We start from the raw sequence: 22,812 nt of genomic DNA on the forward strand, positions 1-22,812 counted from the left end.
GTTGGCATCTACCAAGGCTGCATGGTCGACCGCATCACCCCTCCGCAAACGCCTCGCGCAGCAGCGTGGCGAAGTTGCGGATCAGCGGCGTCACCCCTTCGCGGCGCCATGCCAGCTGCACTTCCGAATGCGCACCGGCATCGGCGAGCGCCACGAAGCGCGCGCCTTCCACGCGGATGTGATCGCACGACGACGGTAGGATCGCCGCGCCCAGCCCGGCCGCGGCCAGGCTGATCAGCGTTGAGGCTTCACCGGCCTCCTGCACGATGCGCGGCGTGAAGCCCGCCGCCGCACACAGCGCGATCATGTGGTCGTGGATACCTGCACCGGCACTGCGCCGGAACGCCACGAACGGCTCCTGTGCGAAGTCGCGCAGCGACAGCGTGCCCTGCTTCGAGAGCCGGCGCAGGGCCGGGTGGCCGGCATGCACGATCAACGCCAGCGGATCGACGAACAGGCTGTGCGCCACCAGCTCGGGTGGCAACGTGCGCTTGCGGATGATGCCCACGTCCAGGCTGCCATCGAGCAGCGCATCGATCTGCTGCAGGGTGTTCATCTCGCTCAGCTGCAACCGCACCTGCGGATACTGCTGGCGGTAATGCAGGATCGAACGCGGAATCTGCGGCGACAGCGGCGTGGCCCGGGTCAGCCCAATATGCAGCTCGCCCTGCTCGCCGCGCTGCGCGCGCTGCACCTCGTCCACCGCCGCTTCCACCTGCTGCACGATGGCCCGTGCCCGTTCCTGCAGCAGCTGCCCGGCGGGCGTCAGCTGCACGCGGCGATGGCTGCGCACGAACAGGCGCGCCCCGATCAGTTCCTCCAGCTGGCGGATCTGCTGGCTGAGTGGCGGCTGCGACATGCCCAACCGCTCCGCCGCCTGACCGAAGTGCAGCGTATCGGCAACGGCGAGGAAGTAGCGCAGGTGGCGCAGTTCGATGGACATGGGCCCAGTGTATTCATCGTCAGCCGGAAATGAATCAGAGATGGGATCCGATCCCGTGCCGACCAACGGTCGGCACCCACCAACAGCAGCTGGCACCAACAGCAGCGACCAACTGTCAGAGGCGGGGCGGAGTGGGTGGGCAGGACCGTTGGCGCCATGGATGGCGCCATCGAGCCCCCATGGATGGGTTTACGGCGTGTCCTGCCTACCCACACCGCACCGCCATCTACGGATAGCTCGCTTTTGACGTTGCTCTGGCTTGAAGCAGGTGCAGGGCGGCAGCCCTGCAAACCAGAGCACCTCTCACCGCTCGGAATGCCCGCTCTGGTCGTAATCGCGCGGACTGAACAACTCCGGCTGGATCATCTCGATGAACGCCCGCGCCTGCGCCGACAACGCCTTGCCGCGGCGCACGATCACCCCGTAGCTGCGCTCCGGGAACCAGCGCTTCATCGACCGCGCCGCCAGCCGCTCGTGGTCGGCTTCGTTCAGGCACAGCGCCGGCACGATGGAAATGCCCATGCCCATCGCCACGTACTGCTTGATCACCTCCCAGCCACCGACCTCCAGCGCCACGGTGTAGGCGATGCGGTGGCGCTGGAACACCTGGTCGACCAGGCGGTAGGTGATCTGCCGCTTCGGCGGCAGCACCAGCGGATGGCGCGCGATGTCGGCCAGCTCCAGCTCGCCGCCACTGGCCAGCGGATGGTCGTGCGGCGCGATCAGCACCTGTTCGAAGCGGTAAGCCGGGGCATAGCTGAGGTCGGCCGGCACATCGGTCATCGAACCGATCGCCAGGTCGGCGGCATCCTCGCGCAGCAGGTCGGTGCCATCGGCACTGATCGCGTTGTGCAGCGTCAGGCGCACGTCCGGATGATGCATCCGGAAGCGCTCGACGATCTTCGGCAGCAGGTACAGGATGGTCGAACTGTTGGCGGCGATGTTCAGCTCGCCCGCATCCAGCCCGCGCACCTTGTCGCGGAAGCGCGCCTCCAGCCCGTCCAGGTTCTCCACCAGCGGCTGCGCCATTTCATACAGCAGCTGGCCCTCGCGGCTGGGCACCAGGCGCCGCCCGCTGCGCTCGAACAGCGGCACCCCCAGCTCCCGTTCCAAGGCCTGCAGCTGCAGGCTGATCGCCGGCTGGCTGACGAAAAGTGCCTCAGCCGCCCGTGAGACCGAACCCAGCCGCACCGTCTGGCAGAATGCGCGCAGCGGTTTCAACCGGTCAGATTTGTAGGAAAAACGCGGACTTGGCGAGGGGCGTGTGGTCATCGCGTCATAAGTATTAGCACAGTTTATGTAGAACATTGCAAAAACTGTTTTGCCAAATACTCGGCCCCGGCGGCACCGTGGAGACGTTCCCCCACTGCTGGAGTCGCCTCATGTCCGCCGTCGCTTCCGCTGTTCCCACCCCCGCTGCCAAGGCCACCCCCGGCATCGCCCTGGCGACCCGCGTGGCCGGCCAGGACACCGTGCTGCCGGCGCCGCTGCTGGCCCTGCTGGTGTCGCTGCACCGTGCGGTGGAACCGGGCCGGCAGGCACGGCTGCAGGCGCGCCGCGAACGCCAGGCGTTCTTCGACCAGGGCGGCCTGCCGGATTTCCGCGAAGACACCGCCGCGATCCGCAGCGGCGACTGGACCGTCGCGCCGCTGCCGGACGCATTGCAGGACCGCCGCGTCGAGATCACCGGCCCGACCGATCCGAAGATGGTCATCAACGCGCTGAACTCCGGCGCCAAGGTGTTCATGGCCGACTTCGAGGATTCGACCTCGCCGACCTGGCGCAACCTGCTGGCCGGGCAGCAGTCGCTGGCCGCCGCCGTGCGTGGTGACCTGGAATACACCGCACCCAATGGAAAGCACTACCGCCTGCGCCCGTACGACGAACAGGCGGTGCTGATCGTGCGCCCGCGCGGCTGGCACCTGGACGAAAAGCACGTGGCCATCGATGGCCAGCCGCTGGCCGGTGGCCTGTTCGATGCGGCGGTGTTCGCGTTCCATAACGCGCGCGCGCTGCAGGCCAAGGACCGCGGCCCGTACTTCTACCTGCCCAAGCTGCAGAGCATGGAAGAGGCGGCGCTGTGGGAGACCGCGCTGTCGCACATCGAAGGCATGCTCGGCCTGCCGCACGGCCAGATCAAGGTGACGGTGCTGATCGAAACGCTGCCGGCGGTGTTCGAGATGGACGAGATCCTGCACGCGCTGCGCGACCGCATCGTCGGCCTGAACTGCGGGCGCTGGGATTACATCTTCTCGTACCTGAAGACCTTCCGCCGCCACGCCGACCGCGTGCTGCCCGAACGCGGCCAGGTGACCATGACCCAGCCATTCCTGAAGGCCTATTCGGAACGGCTGATCCAGACCTGCCACCGCCGCGGTGCGCATGCGATGGGCGGCATGGCCGCGCAGATCCCGATCAACAACGATGCGGCCGCCAACGAACAGGCGATGGCCCGCGTGCGCGCCGACAAGCTGCGCGAAGTGACCGCCGGCCACGACGGTACCTGGGTCGCGCATCCGGCGCTGATTGCGGTGGCGATGGCGATCTTCGACGAGCACATGCCTACCCCGAACCAGCACAGCGTGCTGCGCCAGGATGTGCGTGTCGGCCGCGACGAACTGATCGCGCGGCCGTCTGGCACCATCACCCGCGCCGGCTTCGAAGGCAACGTGGAAGTCTGCGTGCGTTACCTGGCCGCATGGCTGGATGGCAACGGCTGCGTGCCGATCCATCACCTGATGGAGGACGCGGCCACCGCCGAGATCAGCCGTAGCCAGCTGTGGCAGTGGCTGCACACGCCGGGCCAGCAACTGGACGACGGCACCGCGATCGACCTGGCCCTGCTCGATGCCACGCTGGCGCAGCTGCCGGCGCGGCTGGGCGATACCGCCGCGCTGCCCGGTGGCGCACGCATCGGCGAGGCCATCGCCCTGCTGGGCGAACTGAGCCGCAGCGACGAACTGACCGATTTCCTGACCCTGCCGGCCTACGCACGCATCGACTGATCGAGCGCCCGCGTTCCACCGCCGCTTCCCTCCCCGCTGCACGCACCAACCGAACTGGAGAAAGACATGAGCAAGCTGCCCACTGCCGAACAGATCCAGCACGACTGGGATACCAACCCGCGCTGGGAAGGCATCCAGCGCAACTACAGCGCCGCCGACGTGGTGCGCCTGCGCGGCACCGTGCACATCGAGCATTCGCTGGCCCGCCTGGGCGCGGAGAAGCTGTGGGCATCGCTGCATGAGCGCGAGTTCGTCAACGCGCTGGGTGCGCTGACCGGCAACCAGGCCATGCAGCAGGTCAAGGCCGGCCTGAAGGCGATCTACCTGTCCGGATGGCAGGTGGCGGCCGACGCCAACCTGGCGGGGCAGATGTACCCGGACCAGTCACTGTACCCGGCCGATTCGGTGCCGGCGGTGGTCAAGCGCATCAACAACACCCTGCTGCGCGCGGACCAGCTGCACCACGCCGAAGGCAAGGACGACATCGACTTCCTGCAGCCGATCGTGGCCGACGCCGAAGCCGGTTTCGGCGGCGTGCTCAACGCCTTCGAACTGATGAAGGCGATGATCGAGGCCGGTGCCGCCGGCGTGCACTTCGAAGACCAGCTGGCCTCGGTGAAGAAGTGCGGCCACATGGGCGGCAAGGTGCTGGTGCCGACCCGCGAGGCGATCGAGAAGCTCAACGCCGCGCGCCTGGCCGCGGACGTGCTGGGCGTGCCGACCCTGCTGGTGGCGCGCACCGATGCCGAAGCCGCCGATCTGCTGACCAGCGACATCGACGGCAACGACAAACCGTTCGCCACCGGCGAGCGCACCGTGGAAGGCTTCTACAAGACCCGCAATGGCCTGGACCAGGCGATCAGCCGCGGCCTGGCCTACGCACCCTACGCCGACCTGGTGTGGTGCGAGACCGGCAAGCCGGACCTGGAGTTCGCGCGCAAGTTCGCCGAGGCGATCCATGCGAAGTTCCCGGGCAAGCTGCTGGCCTACAACTGCTCGCCCAGCTTCAACTGGAAGAAGAACCTGGACGACGCGACCATTGCGAAGTTCCAGCGTGAACTGGGCAGCTACGGCTACAAGTTCCAGTTCATCACCCTGGCCGGTTTCCACGCGCTGAACTACGGCATGTTCAACCTGGCCCACGGCTATGCGCGTCGCCAGATGAGCGCCTTCGTAGAGCTGCAGGAAGCCGAGTTCGAAGCAGCCGAGCGTGGCTTCACCGCGGTCAAGCACCAGCGCGAGGTCGGCACCGGCTACTTCGACGCGGTGACCCAGGCGATCCAGCAGGGCCAGTCGTCGACCACCGCGCTGACCGGCTCGACCGAGGAAGAGCAGTTCCACGGCGGCCGCAGCGAGCGCGCGGCGTAATGCGGTAGGGCTTCAGAACGATCAGGGTGGCCAGGGAAGGGCCAGGCAACGCCGGCCGGTCGGGGGACCTGCCGGCGTTGTTGTATCGGTGGAACAGCGGTGAACGCGGACAGCGTCAATCCGGCGCACCCCCCAGCGCGGAAACTTGGCCGAAACCCTGTGAAGACGGCCATCGGATTGATCCGGCAGGACTTTTGGGCAGGTGACAGTGACCAGAACCGGCCACCACGCATCTTCACATCGGACAAGCGCGCCGGAAGGTTCAAAATGAGATAGGGCGCACACTTTAAAGCGATGCTATGCTCCGCGGCTCACCAGGGGACGCTGGCGGCGGGTGCAGGGAATGACCGGCAGGGGTGCGGCCGAGAACAGTGATGTGACGTCAGGTATCGCCCGGGTGGCGATGGCCGAGATCGTGCACGCGCTGCTGTCCGATGCCGAGGTGACATTGTTCGCCAGATTCGCCCGCCCATGCAAGCTTCATGCCGGACAGTGGCTGTTCCAGCGGGGCCACCGTGGCGAACGCATGTATGTGATCCTCGAAGGCCAGATCGAACTGGACTTCGGCGAAGACCTTGTGATCAAGACCCTCGGCCAGCATGAGTTCTTCGGCGAGCTGGGCCTGCTGGTGGGCGACCACCTGCGCAGTGCCAGCGCCCGTGCCCTGGCCGACTGTGAAGTGCTGGAACTGGGGCCGGCCGATTTCCATCGCCTGGTCGAATCCGATCCCGGCCTGGTCGCCTACTTCCTGCGCCGCACGATCATGCGCGTGCTGACCAACGAACAGGCCCTGATCAGCCAGCTGCGCCGGCGCAACCATGATCTGGAAACCGCGCTGGACAACCTGTACATCACCACCCATCAGTTGACCCATACGCGCGAGCTGGTGCGTACCGATGAACTGACCGGGCTGCACAACCGCCGCGGTCTGACCCTGTACCTGCAGGAATGCCGCACCGAGCAGGAAGGGCTGCCGCAGGCCTTGCTGCTGATCGACTGCGACCGCTTCAAGCAGATCAATGACCGCCATGGCCACCAGGCCGGCGACCGCGTGCTGCAGAGCATGGGCAACATCCTGCGCTCGATGGCCGGCGAGCAGGACCTGGCCTGCCGGCTGGGCGGCGACGAGTTCTGCCTGATCCTGCGCCGTGGCAACCACGAGATCGTGCAGCACGCGGCCGAGTTCATTCTGAGCGCGGTGCATGGCCTGCTTGAACGCAGCCATGGCACGCCGCACGTGAGCCTGGTCAGCATCGGCGCCAGCCTGCTGCCGCCGGATGCGGGCTGGAGCGAATGGTATGCCAGCGCCGATCGCGCGCTGTACCAGGCCAAGCGCGATGGCGGCAACTGCCTGCGCTGGGTGGATGATCCGGACGGCCCATAGGGAGAGGCAGGCAATGAATGGCGACAACGGAACGTCAGCCCCGCATAGCCCCCAGCTACGCGCCCTGTTGTTCACCGATCTGTGTGATTCGCTGCAGCTGGTCGAGCGGATCGGCGATGTGGCGGCCGCGAGCCTGTTCCAGGAACACGATCGGCTGGTGCTGGTGCTGCAGCACCGCTGGAACGGCCAGCTGATCGATCGCTCCGACGGATTGTTCATGCTGTTCGAGCGCGCCATCGATGCGCTGGGCTTCGCTCTGGACTACCAGCGCGAACTGCATGCGCTGGGCCAGCAGCGCTCGATTGAACTGCGTGCGCGTGCCGGCCTGCACGTGGGCGACGTGCTGACCTGGGACAACAGCCCTGAAGCGGTCCGCGCCGGCGCCAAGTCGATGGAAGTGGAAGGCCTGGCCAAGCCGATGGCGGCGCGCTTGATGATGCTGGCACGCCCGGGCCAGATCCTGTTGTCGGCCGTGGCCGAATCGCTGACCCACCGCGCCACCGAAGCACTCGGCGAGCGTGGCACGCGCCTGCTGTGGAAGTCGCACGGACGCTGGCGCTTCAAGGGTGTGCCGGTGGTGCAGGAAGTGATCGAAGTGGGCGAGATCGGGTCGGCGCCACTGCGCATGCCGCGCTCCAATGCCAAGGCACGCCGCGATCTTCCACTGTGGCGGCAGCCGGTGGTGCTGGCCGCCGAAGGCCTGGTGCTGGCAGTGCTGGTGCTGGGCGGCTGGCTGCTGCTGCGGCCGGAACCGGCGATCGCCTTCGCCGAGCGCGACTGGGTGGTGCTGGCCGATGTCGACAACCTGACCGGTGACCCGATCTTCGACGAGTCGATGCGGCACGCGATCCGGATCGCGCTGGAGCAGTCGCGGTACGTGAACGTGCTGTCCGAGGGCAAGATCCGCGAAAGCCTGGAGATGGCCCGGCTTTCGGGCGATACCCGGCTGAGCCGGGATACCGCAGTTGACGTGGCGGTGCGCGAAGGCGCGCGGGCCGTGCTGTTGCCGACCGTGCGGCAGAAGATCGGCGGCTACGAGCTGGCCATCGACGTCGCTGCACCGGGCAGCGGCCAGGTGATACAGACGTTCACCGCCACCGCGGATCGATCCGATCAGATGGTGTTCGCAGTGGACGACGTGGTCGGGCGCCTGCGCCGTGGCCTGGGCGAGTCGGTGGCGAGCCTGGAGCAGTCGTTGCCACTGCCGCGGGCTTCGACCCAGGACCTGCGCGCCCTGCGTGCGTTCGCGCTGGCCGAGAACGCACTGGGCCAGCGTCGCTTCGAGGAAGCACGCAACCTCTACCAGGCGGCGATCGATATCGATCCTGGCTTTGCCCTGGCCTACATGGGCGTGGCCAAGCTGCTGGCCCGCACCGCGCAGGTCCAGCAGGCGCGTGACGCGCTGGAGCACGCGCTGGCCCAGCAGCAGCGCCTGCCCGCGCGCGAGCGGCTGTACCTGAAGGGCTGGCAGGCCGAACTGGAACCCGGTGGCTGGCCGCTGGAGCAGTGGCGCGCACTTGCCAAGATCTATCCGGATTCATTTGCGGGACTGTCCAATACCTCCTGGGCGCTGCTGCAGGACAATCGCTTCACCGAGGCCGAGCCTTATGCGCGCGCGGCGACGGTGCCTCAGGACCCGTTGCGGCTGTATCCGATGATCCATCTGGCGCGGGCACAGTTGGGCGTTGGCCAGCCGCAGCAGGCAATGCGCACCTTGCATCAGGCACAGATGCTGCGCGGCAATGATGAGGCCGACGACCTGGAGGTGGACGTACTGGTTGCGCAGGGCCTGGACGCACAGGCGCAGCAGGTGTTGATGCGGTTGCCGCGGGGGGATGACCTGCAGCAGCGCATGCGGCTGCGGGCGCACCTGCTGGTATCTGCGGAGCAGCGTGATTGCAGCAGCCTGCATGCCGCGGTTGCTGCGGATGGTCCAGCACCGGAGCTGATTGACTACCAGATCCATCAACGCCTGCAGCACGCTACGGTGACCACGCTGTGCACGCCCGGCGATGTGGAGGAGCTTGAATCCATCGCCGCCGTGCTGCGGCCGCTGCTGCGCAGGAACGACGATTCCGCCGTGGGCAGCCGCAGCCTGCAGCTGCTGGCCCTGACCTATCTGGCCCAGCGCCAGGGCCAGCATGCGCTGGCCGCAGAGTGGCTGCGCGACCATGGCGAACTGCTGGAGCGGCAGCGCAGCCCCGTGGTGGGCAAGTGGCGCCGCGTGGTGCTGGCGATGGCCGAGCTTGCACAACAACGGCCGCAGGCGGCGCGCCATCTGCTCGAGCCCAGCTTTGATGGCACCGAGCCGGTGCAGGCCCATGTCGTGCTGCTGCAGGCACTGCGTGCCGAGCAGGATGCTGCCGGCGTGCGCCGCGAACAGGCCTGGCTGGCCCGGCACCACGGCCAGGCCATTGCCGAGGTGGCGTCCATGCAGGTCTGGCAGCCCCTGAACGTGCACGATATCGCCACGGAGGCGACGTCGGTGCGGCTGCCGCGCTGATGCAGGCTCAGGCGTTGACGCGCTCGTCGATGCGGTCGGCTTCGAAACAGAACACCACCGTCATCGAGGCGGTCGAGGTGCTCAGGTATGCATGCAGCGAATCGCGCGTGCGGCACAGCTCCTCGACCGACGCCAGGGTACCGATCTTCATGCAGTCGTTTTCGCCGACAGCGCCGTCCAGGCCGATCGAGGCCAGGGCCTTGGCCGGCGAAGCGGTGAAGCGGTTGCGGAAGTCGTCGTTGCCGATCAGGTGGTCCAGCAGGGTGCTGGCGTCTTCGGCGGAAAGGCGGGGATGGGTGCTCATGGGGATCTTCCGTAGGTGGAATGTCTCGTATCGGCCGCGACAGCCTGCCATTGAGGGCCATGGCGCGTTCATCGCTAAAGTTGGCCGCGCTGCGGTCGCTGCTGCTATGCCGGTTGTGCGGCAGAAGGAAGGAAACCCATGCGCCTGCGCCGCTGCGCCAGCCTGATGTTCGAACCCCGCGAGTCGGTCACCCTGGACCTGCGCGCGATGCTGGCCGGCCACGCCGAGATGGACAGCCAGATCAGCTGGGTGGCCCTGGCCGCCCATCTGGACCAGCCCCTGCCGGTGGATGCCGAGGAGCGCCAGCTGCTGGGCGAACTCAGCGCGCACCGCTGGAGCGAGCCGCCGGCCGATGCCTGCCCGGCGATGCTGGCGCGCCTGGTTGAACAGGGCCTGCTGCTGACCGACCCGCCAAGCGAGGTGGGGCACCAGATGCGTGATGAGGCGTTGCGGCGCAGCCAGTGGTGGCCGCTGGCCGCACTGGCCCATCGCCACGCGCGTTGGCAGGCCGTGGACAGCGTGGAGGACATGCGCCGGCAGGGGTTGGACACGGCGGCCGGCCTGCGCCAGCGCCTGGGGCCGCCACCGCCGGTGGTGCAGCCGATGCAGGGCGATTACCAGCCGCTGCCGCGCAGCGACGAGGCCGCGTTCGACGCACTGCTGGCGCGGCGCACCACCTGCCGCAACTTCGACCCGCAGCGCGCGTTGCCGCTGCCGCTGCTGGCCCAGGTGCTGCAGCGCACGCTGATGGCGCACGCGGTGCAGAAGGTCGAGCGCGATACCGAGTTCCTGAAGAAGAACGTACCCTCCGGCGGTGGCCTGCATCCCACCGAGGGCTTCCTGCTGGTGCAGAACGTGGAGGGCCTGGCACCGGGCCTGTATCACTACCATCCCGTGCAGCACGCCGTGCTGCCCCTGCCTTCACCGCCGCCGCCGTCGCTGCCTGCGCTGGCGCGGCGGATGCTGTCCGGGCAGGAGTGGTTTGCCGATGCGCCGGCGCTGCTGGTGCTGGCGCCTCGTTATGACCGCTGCTTCTGGAAGTACCGCAACCATGCCAAGGCGCACCGTGCGGTGACGCTGGATGTCGGCCATATCTCGCAGCTGCTGTACCTGTGCGCGACCGAGCGCGGGCTGGCCGCGTTCGTGACTGCGGCCATCAACGATGCCGATGTCGATCGGGCGTTCGGCTTCGACGGCATCGGCCAGAGCGCGATGGCCATCTGTGGCCTGGGCTGGCGCAGCGCCACGCTGGACACCGCGGAATTCGATCCCGCCGGACGCGTGTTGGCGGGCGACGACCGCTGAGCGGTCGCCGCCCCGGCGATCACGCCGCTTCGAAGTCCACCAGCACCGCGCCGTCGCCGACCTGGTCGCCGGCCTTGGCGCGGTAGCCCTTCACCGTGCCATCGGCCGGAGCCTGCAGGGTGTGTTCCATCTTCATCGCTTCCAGCACCACCAGCGGCGTTCCGCGCTTGACCTGGGTGCCGGCCGCGACCAGCGTGGCCACGATCCTGCCCGGCATCGGCGCCAGCAGGCTGCCGGCATCGGCCGCGGCGTGGTCCGATTCGCCCACCGGATCGTGCAGGGTGAAGCGGTGCTGGCCATCGGCACCGAACAGGTACAGCTGGTCGCCTTCGCGCAGCGCCTGCAACGACCAGCGGCGGCCCTCCAGCTGCACGGTCATGCCGCGTGCATCGGCGGTGCCGGTCACCTGCACCGGCGCCGCGTCATCGCACTGCACACGCCAGCCATCGGCCTGAGCCCACACCTTCAGCGTGTGCCGGCGCTCACCCTGCTGCAGCGGCAGTACGCGCGGCGCCGAAGCACCCAGGCGCCAGCCGTCCTGCGCCTGCCACGGCGAATGCGGGTCGCGCGCATCGCGGCTGGCGCCTGCGGTGCGGGTCACGGCGGCCACCGCCGCCAGCATCCATGGTGCATCGCCGGTATCGCCCACGTGATCCAGCGCCGCCTGTTCGCGTTCGATCAGTGCGGTATCCAGCCTGGCGTTTGCGAACGAATCGGTGTTCACCAGCCGGCGCAGGAAGCCGGCATTGGTGGTCACGCCCACCACCTGGCAGTCGGCCAGGGCTTGGCTCATGCGGCGCAGCGCGGCATCGCGGTCCACGTCCCAGACGATCAGCTTGGCGATCATCGGGTCGTAGAACGGGGTGATGCTGTCGCCTTCCTCCACGCCGGTATCCACACGCACGTGCGCCGAGGGTGTCGGCAGGCGCAGGTGGCGCAGGGTACCGGTGGAGGGCAGGAAGCCGCGGTCCGCATCTTCGGCATACAGGCGCGCTTCGATGGCATGGCCGTGGATGGCCAGCTGGTCCTGGCGCAGCGGCAGCGGCTGGCCGGCGGCCACGCGCAGCTGCCATTCCACCAGGTCGGTGCCGGTGATGTACTCGGTCACCGGGTGTTCGACCTGCAGGCGGGTGTTCATTTCCATGAAGTAGAAATCGCCGTCCGGGCCGGCAATGAACTCCACGGTGCCGGCACCGACGTAGCCCACCGCACGCGCGGCATCGACCGCGGCCTGGCCCATCGCTGCGCGGCGTTCGGCGCTCATGCCTGGGGCCGGGGCTTCTTCCAGCACCTTCTGGTGGCGGCGCTGCACCGAGCAGTCGCGCTCGAACAGGTACACCGCCTCACCGTGGCTGTCGCCGAACACCTGGATCTCGATATGGCGCGGGCGCTCGACGTACTTCTCGACCAGCACGTGATCGTTGCCGAACGCCGAGGCCGCCTCGCGCTGGCAGCTGGCCAGCGCATCGACGAAGTCCTCGCTGCGTTCGACCTTGCGCATGCCCTTGCCGCCACCACCGGCGCTGGCCTTGATCAGCACCGGGTAGCCGATGGCATCGGCCTGCGCGCGCAGGAAGGCCGGGTCCTGCTGGTCGCCGTGGTAGCCCGGGGTGAGTGGCACGCCGGCCTTGGCCATCAGCGCCTTGGCCGCGCTCTTGTCGCCCATCGCACGGATGGCGCTGGCCGGCGGCCCGATGAAGGTGATGCCGGCGGCGGTGCAGGCATCGGCGAAGTCGGCGTTCTCGGACAGGAAGCCGTAGCCGGGGTGGATCGCCTGCGCGCCGCTGCGGCGGGCGGCGTCCAGCAGCACGTCGCCGCGCAGGTAGCTTTCGCGCGCGGCGGCCGGGCCGATGTGGATGGCCTCATCGGCCAGGCGCACGTGGCGCGCGTTGCGGTCGGCATCGGAATACACCGCCACGGTGGCGATGCCGAGGCGGCGGCAGGTGGCGATGACGCGGCAGGCGATCTCGCCACGGTTGGCGATGAGGATCTTGCTGAACATGGCGACGGGCTTCATGGGAGCTTGCTCTGTCATGGCACGGGTCACATGCGGAACACGCCGAAGCGCGTCTGCTGCGGGGCGGCGTTGAGGCTGGCCGACAGCGCCAGGGCCAGGACACGGCGGGTGTCGACCGGATCGATCACGCCGTCGTCCCACAGCCGCGCACTGGCGTAGTAGGGGTGGCCCTGCTGTTCGAACTGCTCGCGGATCGGCGCCTTGAACGCATCCTCTTCCGCAGCCGGCCACTGTCCGCCCTTGGCTTCGATGCCATCGCGCTTGACCGTGGCCAGTACGCTGGCGGCCTGTTCGCCGCCCATCACGCCGATGCGCGCATTCGGCCACATCCACAGGAAGTTGGGCGAGTACGCGCGGCCGCACATGCCGTAGTTGCCGGCGCCGAACGAACCACCGATGACCACCGTGAACTTGGGCACCTTGGCGCAGGCCACCGCCATCACCAGCTTGGCGCCGTCTTTTGCGATGCCGCCCTGTTCGTACTTGCGGCCGACCATGAAGCCGGTGATGTTCTGCAGGAATACCAGCGGGATGTTGCGCTGGGTGCACAGTTCGATGAAGTGCGCGCCTTTCAGTGCGGATTCGGAGAACAGGATGCCGTTGTTGGCGATGATGCCGATCGGGTAGCCGTTCAGATGCGCGAAGCCGGTCACCAGCGTGGCGCCGTAGCGCGGCTTGAACTCGTCGAAGCGCGAGCCATCGACCAGCCGCGCGATCACTTCGCGCACGTCGTAAGGCTTGCGGGTGTCGGCGGGAATGACGCCGTACAGCTCGTGTGCCGGCAGCAGTGGTTCTTCCGGTGCCTGCACCGCCATCGCCGGTTCCGGCTTGCGCCAGTTCAACTGCGCGATGATCGCGCGCACCCGGGCCAGTGCCTGCAGATCGTTGTCGGCCATGTGGTCGGCCACGCCGGAAATGCGCGTATGCACGTCGGCACCACCCAGCTCCTCGGCGGTCACCACTTCGCCAGTGGCCGCCTTCACCAGCGGCGGGCCGCCGAGGAAGATCGTGCCCTGTTCGCGCACGATCACCGTCTCATCGCTCATCGCCGGCACGTAGGCGCCACCGGCGGTGCAGCTGCCCATCACGCAGGCGATCTGCGGGATGCCCTGCGCCGACAGGTTGGCCTGGTTGTAGAAGATGCGGCCGAAATGGTCGCGGTCGGGAAAGACTTCGTCCTGCAGCGGCAGGAAGGCGCCACCGGAATCGACCAGGTAGATGCACGGCAGGTGGTTCTGCTCGGCGATCTCCTGCGCGCGCAGGTGCTTCTTCACCGTCACCGGGTAGTAGGTGCCACCCTTCACCGTGGCGTCGTTGGCCACGATCACGCATTCCACGCCACTGACCCGGCCGATGCCGGCCACCACGCCGGCAGCGGGCACGGCATCGTCATACATGCCGTGCGCGGCCAGCGGCGCGATCTCCAGGAAGGCGCTGCCGGGGTCGAGCAGAGCATCGATGCGGTCGCGCACCAGCAGCTTGCCGCGGGCGGTGTGCTTGGCACGCGCGGCCTCGTTGCCACCCAGCGCGGTGCGGGCGAGGGTGGCATGCAGGTCATCGACCACGGCCTGCATGGCCGTGCGGTTGGCTTCAAACGTTTCGCTGCCTGGTTGCAGCTGGCTGTTCAGGACGGTCATCGCGGTGGCCTTACAGGGTGCGCTGGAACAGTTCGCGGCCGATCAGCATGCGGCGGATCTCCGAGGTGCCGGCGCCGATTTCATACAGCTTGGCGTCGCGCCACAAGCGGCCGGTCGGGTACTCGTTGATGTAGCCGTTGCCGCCCAGGATCTGGATCGCCTGGCCGGTCAGCCAGGTAGCCTTCTCGGCGGCGTACAGGATGGCACCGGCGGCGTCCTGGCGGGTGGTACGGCCCTGGTCGCAGGCGCGCGCCACGGCATAGACATAGGCGCGGCAGGCGCCCAGGCCCACGTACATGTCGGCGATCTTGGCCTGGATCAGCTGGAAGCTGCCGATCGGCTCGCCGAACTGGTGGCGCTCGTGCACGTACGGCATCACCACGTCCATGGCCGCGGCCATCAGGCCCAGCGGGCCACCGGAAAGGACCACGCGCTCGTAGTCCAGGCCGGACATCAGCACGCGCACGCCGCCACCGACCTGGCCCAGCACGTTCTCTTCGGGAATCTCGCAGTCCTGGAACACCAGCTCGCAGGTGGGCGAGGAGCGCATGCCCAGCTTGTCCAGCTTCTGCGCGGTGCAGAAGCCCTTCATGCCCTTCTCGACCAGGAACGCGGTGATGCCCTTGGCACCGGCCTCGATGTCGGTCTTGGCATAGACCACCAGCACGTCGGCGTCCGGGCCGTTGGTGATCCACATCTTGTTGCCGTTGAGCACGTAGCGGTCGCCACGCTTGTCGGCGCGCAGCTTCATCGACACCACGTCCGAACCGGCACCCGGCTCGCTCATCGCCAGCGCGCCGACCAGACTACCGTTGCACAGGCCGGGCAGGAAGCGCTGCTTCTGTTCTTCGCTGCCGTTCTTGCGCAGCTGGTTCACGCACAGGTTGGAGTGCGCGCCGTAGGACAGGCCGATGCCGCCAGAGGCGCGCGAGATTTCTTCCATCGCCACCACGTGGGCCAGGTAGCCCATGCCGGTGCCGCCGTATTCTTCTTCCACGGTCAGGCCCAGCAGGCCCTGTTCGCCCAGCTTCGGCCATAGTGCCAACGGGAACTGGTTGGTTGCATCGGCCTCGGCGGCCAGCGGCGCGACCTCGGCGGCGGCAAAATGGGCCACGCTCTGGCGCAGCAGGTCGATATCTTCGCCAAGATCGAAGTTCAGGGATGGCACGTGCATTGCGGTGGCTCCACGGCGGGACTGCAGGGAATGGACGCACCCGGCGGGGGAGCGGGCGACGGCCGGCAGGGCCGTCACCCGCACGGGCGATGGACCCCAGCGTAACGGGGTTCGGGAAAGAAGTGAACACAAATTCAAAAATTGAAACTAGAATCAAAACATGGCCTACAAACGCTCTGCACTGATGGAAGAACGCCTGGCCGGGGCCCGGGAACGGATCCTGCTGGCCACCCGCGAGCTGGTTGCGGCCGGCGGCTGGCGCAACGCCCCGGTAACCGCCGTGGCGACCCAGGCGGGGGTGTCCACCGGGTTGATCTACCGGCACTTCCCGTCCAAGGCCGACCTGTTCGTGGAGGTGCTCAACGCCGCCGTGGCCCACGAGGTCGCGATCATGGAGCGCATCGCCAGCGGCCCGGAGGTGGCCAGCGAGCGCCTGCGCCTGGCGATCACCGCCTTCGTCCGCCGCGCCCTGGCCGGGCCGGGGCTGGCCCATGCCTTCATCGTCGAGCCGGTCGACCCGGACGTGGAAGCCGAGCGCATGCGCGGCCGCCGCGCCTTTGGTGACGTGTTCCTGCGCCTGGTGGAAGAGGGCGTGGCAGCCGGTGAGCTGCCGGTGCAGGACGCGCACGTGGCCGCCGCCTGCCTGGTCGGCGCCTTCACCGAGGCGATGGTCGGCCCGACCGCACCCAGCCGCGAAGCGCACCGCGACGAGGATGCACTGGTGGATGCGATCTGCAGCTTCTGCCTGCGCGCGATCGGCGCCCGGTAATCCGGTAGAGCCGGCCGCTGGCCGGCTTCCGCACGATGTCTCCGGTGAGATGGCGATGCCGGCCACGCATGTTGCGCCGCACCAGCCCTGAAGCCTGTTGTCGCACGCGAAGCGCGTTCTATACTCGGTCCATCACGCAGTCGCTCAGCCGTGGTCCAACGACTATCAGCCAGGGGTAACGAAGAGTGCGGAATTACGATCTGGAGTTCCTGAAACGCTTCTCCATGGTGATCGCGCTGCTGGCGACCATCACCCTCGGCCTCATCCTCCTTGCTGCCTATATCCACACCCGGATCCCGCCGGAGGTGTCGCCGACCGCGGCCAAGCGCACCGAGCAGCGCATTTCGCCCACCGGCGCGGTCTATGCCGGCAGCACCGGCGCCGCCGCGCAGGCAGCGGCCAAGGCTGCCGCGCTGGCCAAGGCCGCCTCGCAGGTCGCCTACGGCGGCACCAAGGACGGCAAGGCCATCTTCGACAACCTCTGCACCGCCTGCCACACCACCGGCGTGGGCATGGCACCGACGCTGGACCACTCGCACTGGGACAAGCGCATCGCGCAGGGCAAGGACACCCTCTACAAGCACGCCATCGAGGGCTACACCGGCCCGGACGGCGGCATCATGCCGCCCAAGGGCGGCAACCCGGCGCTGACCGAGGAACAGATCCACGCCACCGTGGACTGGATGCTGGGCAACCTGAAGTAACCGGTAGTGCCGGCCGCTGGCCGGCAACCGCGCATCGCACGAAGGTCATGGGGTTGCCGGCCAGCGGCCGGCACTACCCAGGCTTTGCCCACCGAGGTCGAAACCCCGCCTGCAAGCGGGGTTTCGCATTTCAGGGTTAGTCTGTGCGCCCTCTTCCCTGGAATCGCCCGTCGATGCGCCGCCGCTCCCTTGCCCTTGCACTGACCCTGCTGCTGCCGGCCAGCGCCTTCGCCCAGGCCCTGCCGCAGGCTGCACCGGCCCCGGCGACGCCTGCCGCGCGTAGCAGCGCCACCGTGGTGCTGACTGCGGCCCCGGCCGACTGGCGTGCGCTGGAGGGACAGCGCGTGCGCATCGCCGCGCCGTTGACCCTGGCCGGCACCGACGGCCTGGAGCGCTTCGGCCAGCTCACCGTGGCCTTCGATGGCCGCCTCTGGCAGCCGACCGAAGTGGCCGCGCCGGGTACCGCCGGCTACGAGCAGGTGATGGCCGACAACCAGCGTCGCCGCCTGCTGTTGGACGATGGCAGCGACGCCCGTGACCCGGCCGCTGTGGCCTACCTGCCCGGCAACCCGGTGCTGCGTACCGGCATGCAGCTGCGCAACGTCGAAGGCATCGTGCGGGTGGATGCGCAGGGTCGACCCAGCCTGCAGGTCGAAGGCGTGCTGAAGCTGCCGGAACTGAAGCGCCCGGCGGTGCCGACGGTGCCGGGCAGCCTGCACGTGGCCGCCTTCAACCTGGAGAACTTCTTCAACGGTGACGGCCAGGGCGGCGGCTTCCCGACCCTGCGCGGTGCGCGCACGCTGGACGAGCACAAAGCGCAGGTGGCCAAGCTGGTGACCACGGTCAATGCACTCGGTGCCGATGTCGCGGCGCTGATGGAGCTGGAAAACGACGGTTACGGCCCGCAGTCGTCCATCGCCGAACTGGTCGATGCGCTCAACCGCGACCGCGGCGCGCAGGGCGACTGGCGCTTCGTCGATGCCGGCAGCGGCCCCGGCGACAACCCGATCCGGGTCGGCATCATCTACCGCGGCACGCGCCTGCAGCCGGTCGGAAAGCCCGCCACGCTGACCGGCGGCCCGTTCGTCGAACACAGTCGCGTGCCGCTGGCGCAGGCGTTCCAGGGCAAGCATGGCGCGCCGTTCGTGGTGGTGGCCAACCACTTCAAGTCGAAGGGCTGCCGCGATGCCGCCGGCGCCGATGCCGACCGCAACGACAACCAGGGGTGCTGGAACGCCACCCGCGTGACCTCGGCACAGCAGCTGCACGCTTGGCTGCAGACCGACCCGACCGGTACCGGTGCCAGGGACGCGGTGCTGCTGGGCGATTTCAATGCCTACGCCATGGAAGACCCGATCCGCACCCTGCATGAGCTGGGCTGGCAGGACGCGTTCAAGGTGGCCAGGGTCGAGCACCCCTACAGCTACGTCTACAACGGCTACACCGGCCGCCTCGACCACGCGCTGCTGAACCCGGGCATGGCCAAGCGCCTGCGTGGTGCCGCCGAATGGCACAGCAACGCCGACGAGCAGGACGCCAGCGGCTACCAGGGCCGCAACGTGCAGGGCCCGTGGCGCAGCTCCGACCACGACCCGCTGCTGCTGGGCTTCGACAGATAAGGTTCGCCGGGGTACGCCCGGCGGCTTTCTGTAGAGTCGAGCCATGCTCGACTGCTTCTCCAAGGACAGTCGAGCATGGCTCGACTCTACCGAAGGCAAGGCCGCCCGCGCTCACCCCCAGGCAATCAACCCGATCGCCAGCACCGCCAGCGCCAGCCCGGCGCGGTTCCACTTCGTGGTGGCCTCGCCGAAGGCGAACACGCCCACCAGCGCACCCAGCACCACCACGCCGATGTTCATGCCGGCGAACACGGTGGCCGGGCTCTGCGGCATCGCCTGGTGCGCATGCACGTAAAACAGGATGTTGCCGCCGTTGAGCAGGCCCAGCAGCGCGCCCGCACCGAGGTTGCGCCAGGCCAGCCGGCTGCGGCCACTGACATGCCGCCACAGCTGCAGCGCCAGCATCAGCACGAAGGCCACGCTGAAGCTGGCCAGCACTGCCGCCATCGACGGCGTACCCGACAACGCGACCTGCTTGAGCAGCACGTCCACCACAGCGAACCCGGCCCAGACCCCCAGCAGCCAGCCCCAACCGCCGGGCGAGGCGGCCACTGCTGGGCCACGCGGGCGCAGGCTGATCGCCACCATTGCCAGCAGGCCCAGGCCGAGGCCGGCCAGCTTCCACGGCGTCGCGGTCTGGCCGAAGAACAGGAACGCAGCAGCCAATGACAGCAGCAACGACAGCCGTTGCGCCACGTCGCTGCGGACGATGCCGGCCACCGCCACCGCGCGGCCCAGCACCAGGAAGATCGACGGCAGCACCACCGCCAGCGCCAGCAGCGAGAGCCACGGCGCATGCGGCGCGCGCAGTGCATCCAGCGGCGGCTGCAGCGCCACGGCGGTAAGCGTTGCCGCCACCAGGTAGTTCCAGGTGACCATCTGCGCGACATCCAGCTGGTGGCGTCCGGCCACCTTCAACAACACCGAAACCAGCACACTGCAGATCACGGCCAAGGACAGGTAGAGCATGGGGCGGGCACAGGGCAGGGGCGAGGGACGGTATCATGTTGCCATGCACAAGCCCTCGTTCCCCGTCGCCCCCGGCGAAACCGCCTGCCTCGAACTGGACGGCCCGGCCGGCCCGCTGGAAGTGGTCGTCGACCTGCCCAAGGCCGACGTGCCGGTGCAGCCGATCGTCGCCATCGTCTGCCATCCGCTGTCCACCGAGGGCGGCACGCTGCACAACAAGGTGGTCACCATGACCGCCAACACCCTGCGCGAGCTGGGCATTACCACGGTGCGCTTCAACTTCCGCAGCGTCGGCGCGTCGGCTGGCGAGTTCGACCACGGCGTGGGCGAGCAGGACGACCTGAAGGCGGTCGCCGCCTGGGTGCGCAGCCAGCGCCCTGATGACCGCCTGTGGTTGGCTGGTTTCAGCTTCGGCGCGTTCGTGTCGCTGAAGGCGACCGCCGAGCTGCAGCCCGAAGCGCTGATCTCGATCGCGCCGCCGGCCGGTCGCTGGGACTTCGGTGGCATCGCACCGCCGGCGCGCTGGCTGGTGATCCAGGGCGAACAGGACGAGATCGTCGACCCGCAGGCGGTCTACCAGTGGCTGGCGTCGCTGGATCTCCCGCACGAACTGGTGCGCATGCCCGAGACCAGCCATTTCTTCCACCGCAAGCTGATCGACCTGCGCGGCGCGCTGACCCACGGCGTCAAGCACTGGTTGGGCGCGGCGGCATGAGCGCAACCGAGTTGACCCCGTCGCAGCGGTACGCCGAAGGGGTCGCCCGTGGTGACTGGCAGAACGACCCGGCCCAGCACGCCGCGCTGGCCGAGCTGGACCGCATCCACCTGGGCCTGGTCGACAGCGCCGAAGACGGCTGGCTGGACCGCCTGTCCTCGTTCTGGAAAAAGCCCGAGCCGGTCAAGGGCCTGTACTTCTGGGGTGGCGTCGGACGCGGCAAGACCTTCCTGGTCGACCTGTTCTACGACGGGCTGCCGATCAAGCAGAAGTACCGTACCCACTTCCACCGTTTCATGCGCAGCGTCCACGAGCGCCTGCGCGAGCACCAGGGGCAGAGCGATCCGCTGGCGAAGATCGCCCAGGAATGGCGCAGCAACCTGCGCGTGCTGGTGCTGGACGAGTTCTTCGTCACCGACATCGGCGATGCCATGCTGCTGGCGCGGTTGCTGGAACGCCTGTTCGCCGAGGGCGTGACCCTGGTCACCACCTCCAACACGGCGGTGGAGAACCTGTACCTCAACGGCCTGCAGCGCGAGAGCTTCCTGCCGGCCATCGGCCTGCTGCAGCGCTTCTGCGTGGAGCTGTACGCCGAAGGCACCGAGGATTACCGGATGCGTGCGCTGACCCGCTCGCCGGTGTACCGCGCACCGCTGGCCGCCGACAGCGATGACTGGCTGGCCACGCGCTGGAACGAACTGAGCGGCGGCCAGCCGGCCAAGCCCGGCAACATCGAGATCGAAGGCCGCAAGATCCCGGTGCGCGGCCGTGGCAAGAGCATTGCCTGGTTCGATTTCGCCGCGTTGTGCGAGGGCCCGCGCGGGCCGTCGGACTACATCGAGATCGCCCACGAGTTCAACACCGTGCTGCTGGGCGGCATTCCTGCCTTCGATCGCCTGAACGAAGATGCCGCGCGCCGCTTCGTCAACCTGATCGACGAACTGTACGACCGCCACGTCAACCTGGTCTGCACCGCCAGCACCTCGCCGATCGAGCTGTACACCGGCCAGCGCCTGCAGGGCGCGTTCGAGCGCACCGCCTCGCGCCTGATCGAGATGCAGAGCGCCGAGTACCTGGGTACCCCGCACCGGGCGTGAAGGGGCCGCTGGTTGTAGAGCCGAGCCCATGCTCGGCTGCTTCAAATATTCCGGTAGAGGTGATTCATGAGCCAGGAAATCGACAAGCACGTTGCGCGAGCCCTCGTTGACCTCGCCATATTTCTCGAGTTTTCGGCGGATGATGTAGTGGATCCCGATGCTGCAATCCAGCGGCTCGAACAACTGGCTTTGACACTGCAGATGATGGACTTGGAGTCCCGATCATCGTTGTGCTCGCAGTTCAGAAGCATCGCAGTGGACTATTCAGATGAGCAGGCAGGCTTTGTGGAAAGCCTGGGCGAAGCGCTGGGGCTGATCGAGAAGTAATCTACTCGTCTCTACAGGCTCAGGATTGTTCGGGTATCCGGGCTGTCTGCCGGCCAGCGGCCGGCACTACCCCGCAGCGCCCCCGGTAGTGCCGGCCGCTGGCCGGCATCCACAGCGCAGCTATCTGCTTGGCACCACCGCATCATCCTGCGGCTGCTCGCGCACGCTGGCCGCCACCTGCACGCCCTCACTGCGCTGGATCAGCCGCAGCGGCTGCCCTTGGTAGCGGACCTCCAGCGCGTCGTGGGCCTCGGCCACGGCGGCCACCAGCGGGCACAGCGCCTGCGCGCGGGCCTCGATGCGCTCGGCGCGGCCTTCCAGCTGCTGTTCCATCTGCGCGTCCAGGCGGTCGGCGCGTTCCTCCATCGCATCGCTGCGACCGGTGAACACCTGCCACAGCACGCTGCGGGCGATGGACGCGGACAGCGACTCGGCCATGTCCTGCACCTTGGCCTCGAAGCCCGGCCCGAACACTGCCTGTTCCCAGTAACCCTTGCCCAGCGTGCCGCCGATCCAGTCATCGGCCTGCCGGCGCAGGCGCCGGACCTTGCGGCTGTTGGCGGTGCCGGTGAGGCTCTCATAGACCCCGTCGAGCACGTCGAAGCTCAGCCCACTCACTTCATGGGCCAGCGCGGTGGCCGCCGGCATCAGCTGCCGCGCCCCGGCCTCCATCTGCCGCAGGCGGGCGGCGTCGGCCTCGCTGACCGGCACGATCGTGTCGTCCAGGCTCAGCACGCCATCGTGGAACACCACCTCGTGCGGCGCCTGCGGGCCATGCCGCAGCCAGATGCCACCGCTGTCCACCAGCACGTCGTAGTCGGTGCGCATGCCGCACTGGTCCGAGCGCAGCTTCGGGGCGTCGCCGGCCAGCACCGGGGCGCTGGCCAGGCAGGCCAGCAGGGCCAGGGCGGGCAGGGGCAGGCGCATGGTGGAATCCTTTCCGGTCAGTGCAGGGCCCCAGCATCCCGCGCC

Annotated in this window: 19 protein-coding genes; 11 read left to right on the top strand and 8 right to left on the bottom strand. The window is 68.2% G+C overall.

Going from position 1 to position 22,812, the window contains the following annotated elements:
- Positions 1-34: 34 nt before the first annotated feature.
- Together K5L94_RS00950 and K5L94_RS00955 are read right to left on the bottom strand one after the other, a co-directional pair.
- Complete coding sequence (locus tag K5L94_RS00950; protein ID WP_053448493.1) at positions 35-943, bottom strand: LysR family transcriptional regulator; 909 nt, start codon at positions 941-943, stop codon at positions 35-37.
- A 303-nt stretch (positions 944-1,246) separates the two neighbouring features.
- Positions 1,247-2,215, bottom strand: coding sequence for a LysR family transcriptional regulator (locus K5L94_RS00955; protein ID WP_274511675.1), 969 nt, complete (start codon positions 2,213-2,215; stop codon positions 1,247-1,249).
- 110 nt (positions 2,216-2,325) lie between these two features.
- Here K5L94_RS00955 and aceB point away from each other — a divergent pair, with 110 nt between their 5' ends.
- The 4 genes from aceB (at position 2,326) to K5L94_RS00975 (ending at position 9,203) form a co-directional block, all read left to right on the top strand.
- Complete coding sequence (gene aceB, locus K5L94_RS00960; protein WP_274511678.1) at positions 2,326-3,948, top strand: malate synthase A; 1,623 nt, start codon at positions 2,326-2,328, stop codon at positions 3,946-3,948.
- Positions 3,949-4,014: 66 nt separating this feature from the next.
- Positions 4,015-5,316 (top strand): isocitrate lyase, encoded by a 1,302-nt coding sequence (aceA, locus tag K5L94_RS00965; RefSeq protein ID WP_004153647.1) that lies wholly within the window; start codon positions 4,015-4,017, stop codon positions 5,314-5,316.
- Positions 5,317-5,659: 343 nt separating this feature from the next.
- Complete coding sequence (locus tag K5L94_RS00970) at positions 5,660-6,700, top strand: GGDEF domain-containing protein (protein WP_053448496.1); 1,041 nt, start codon at positions 5,660-5,662, stop codon at positions 6,698-6,700.
- Positions 6,701-6,713: 13 nt separating this feature from the next.
- Positions 6,714-9,203: a putative peptide modification system cyclase gene (locus K5L94_RS00975; RefSeq protein WP_053448497.1), complete on the top strand. Its 2,490-nt coding sequence runs from the start codon at positions 6,714-6,716 to the stop codon at positions 9,201-9,203.
- Between the two features lie 7 nt (positions 9,204-9,210).
- Here K5L94_RS00975 and K5L94_RS00980 read toward each other — a convergent pair whose 3' ends face one another.
- Positions 9,211-9,507 (bottom strand): NHLP-related RiPP peptide, encoded by a 297-nt coding sequence (locus tag K5L94_RS00980; protein WP_053448498.1) that lies wholly within the window; start codon positions 9,505-9,507, stop codon positions 9,211-9,213.
- A gap of 138 nt (positions 9,508-9,645) precedes the next feature.
- Here K5L94_RS00980 and K5L94_RS00985 point away from each other — a divergent pair, with 138 nt between their 5' ends.
- A complete protein-coding gene (locus tag K5L94_RS00985; protein ID WP_053448499.1) occupies positions 9,646-10,812 on the top strand; it encodes a putative peptide maturation dehydrogenase in 1,167 nt (388 codons plus the stop codon).
- A 19-nt stretch (positions 10,813-10,831) separates the two neighbouring features.
- On the opposite strand, the gene K5L94_RS00990 is transcribed toward K5L94_RS00985, so the two are convergent.
- From K5L94_RS00990 to K5L94_RS01000, 3 genes are read right to left on the bottom strand one after another with little or no spacing between them, the layout of a single operon-like run.
- A complete protein-coding gene (locus K5L94_RS00990; protein ID WP_425507575.1) occupies positions 10,832-12,847 on the bottom strand; it encodes an acetyl/propionyl/methylcrotonyl-CoA carboxylase subunit alpha in 2,016 nt (671 codons plus the stop codon).
- A gap of 8 nt (positions 12,848-12,855) precedes the next feature.
- Complete coding sequence (locus K5L94_RS00995; protein WP_053448501.1) at positions 12,856-14,466, bottom strand: carboxyl transferase domain-containing protein; 1,611 nt, start codon at positions 14,464-14,466, stop codon at positions 12,856-12,858.
- Positions 14,467-14,476: 10 nt separating this feature from the next.
- The gene (locus K5L94_RS01000; RefSeq protein WP_053448502.1) at positions 14,477-15,640 is read right to left on the bottom strand and encodes an isovaleryl-CoA dehydrogenase; all 1,164 of its coding nucleotides are present in this window, start codon (positions 15,638-15,640) and stop codon (positions 14,477-14,479) included.
- Between the two features lie 160 nt (positions 15,641-15,800).
- Between K5L94_RS01000 and K5L94_RS01005 the strand changes: the two genes are divergently transcribed.
- From K5L94_RS01005 to K5L94_RS01015, 3 genes are all read left to right on the top strand, one after another.
- On the top strand, positions 15,801-16,409 hold the full coding sequence (locus K5L94_RS01005; RefSeq protein WP_008266880.1) for a TetR/AcrR family transcriptional regulator: 609 nt from the start codon (positions 15,801-15,803) through the stop codon (positions 16,407-16,409).
- Between the two features lie 185 nt (positions 16,410-16,594).
- Entirely contained in the window at positions 16,595-17,113 is a 519-nt protein-coding gene (locus K5L94_RS01010) for a c-type cytochrome (protein WP_274511689.1), read from the top strand.
- A 173-nt stretch (positions 17,114-17,286) separates the two neighbouring features.
- On the top strand, positions 17,287-18,732 hold the full coding sequence (locus K5L94_RS01015; RefSeq protein ID WP_053448503.1) for an ExeM/NucH family extracellular endonuclease: 1,446 nt from the start codon (positions 17,287-17,289) through the stop codon (positions 18,730-18,732).
- A gap of 111 nt (positions 18,733-18,843) precedes the next feature.
- Here K5L94_RS01015 and K5L94_RS01020 read toward each other — a convergent pair whose 3' ends face one another.
- Complete coding sequence (locus tag K5L94_RS01020; RefSeq protein ID WP_274511690.1) at positions 18,844-19,701, bottom strand: EamA family transporter; 858 nt, start codon at positions 19,699-19,701, stop codon at positions 18,844-18,846.
- A gap of 43 nt (positions 19,702-19,744) precedes the next feature.
- Between K5L94_RS01020 and K5L94_RS01025 the strand changes: the two genes are divergently transcribed.
- From K5L94_RS01025 to K5L94_RS01035, 3 genes are all read left to right on the top strand, one after another.
- Positions 19,745-20,416 carry an alpha/beta hydrolase gene (locus K5L94_RS01025; RefSeq protein ID WP_053448505.1) on the top strand — a complete coding sequence of 224 codons (672 nt, stop codon included), beginning with the start codon at positions 19,745-19,747 and terminating at the stop codon, positions 20,414-20,416.
- The gene (gene zapE / locus K5L94_RS01030) at positions 20,413-21,513 is read left to right on the top strand and encodes a cell division protein ZapE (protein WP_004153673.1); all 1,101 of its coding nucleotides are present in this window, start codon (positions 20,413-20,415) and stop codon (positions 21,511-21,513) included. The genes K5L94_RS01025 and zapE overlap by 4 nt, the downstream gene beginning before the upstream one ends.
- Before the next feature lie 66 nt (positions 21,514-21,579).
- Complete coding sequence (locus tag K5L94_RS01035) at positions 21,580-21,840, top strand: hypothetical protein (protein WP_274511697.1); 261 nt, start codon at positions 21,580-21,582, stop codon at positions 21,838-21,840.
- Positions 21,841-21,960: 120 nt separating this feature from the next.
- On the opposite strand, the gene K5L94_RS01040 is transcribed toward K5L94_RS01035, so the two are convergent.
- Positions 21,961-22,767: a DUF2884 family protein gene (locus K5L94_RS01040; protein ID WP_274511699.1), complete on the bottom strand. Its 807-nt coding sequence runs from the start codon at positions 22,765-22,767 to the stop codon at positions 21,961-21,963.
- Positions 22,768-22,812: the final 45 nt, after the last annotated feature.

The sequence above is a fragment of the Stenotrophomonas forensis genome, from assembly GCF_028752115.1.
Classification (GTDB): domain Bacteria; phylum Pseudomonadota; class Gammaproteobacteria; order Xanthomonadales; family Xanthomonadaceae; genus Stenotrophomonas; species Stenotrophomonas forensis.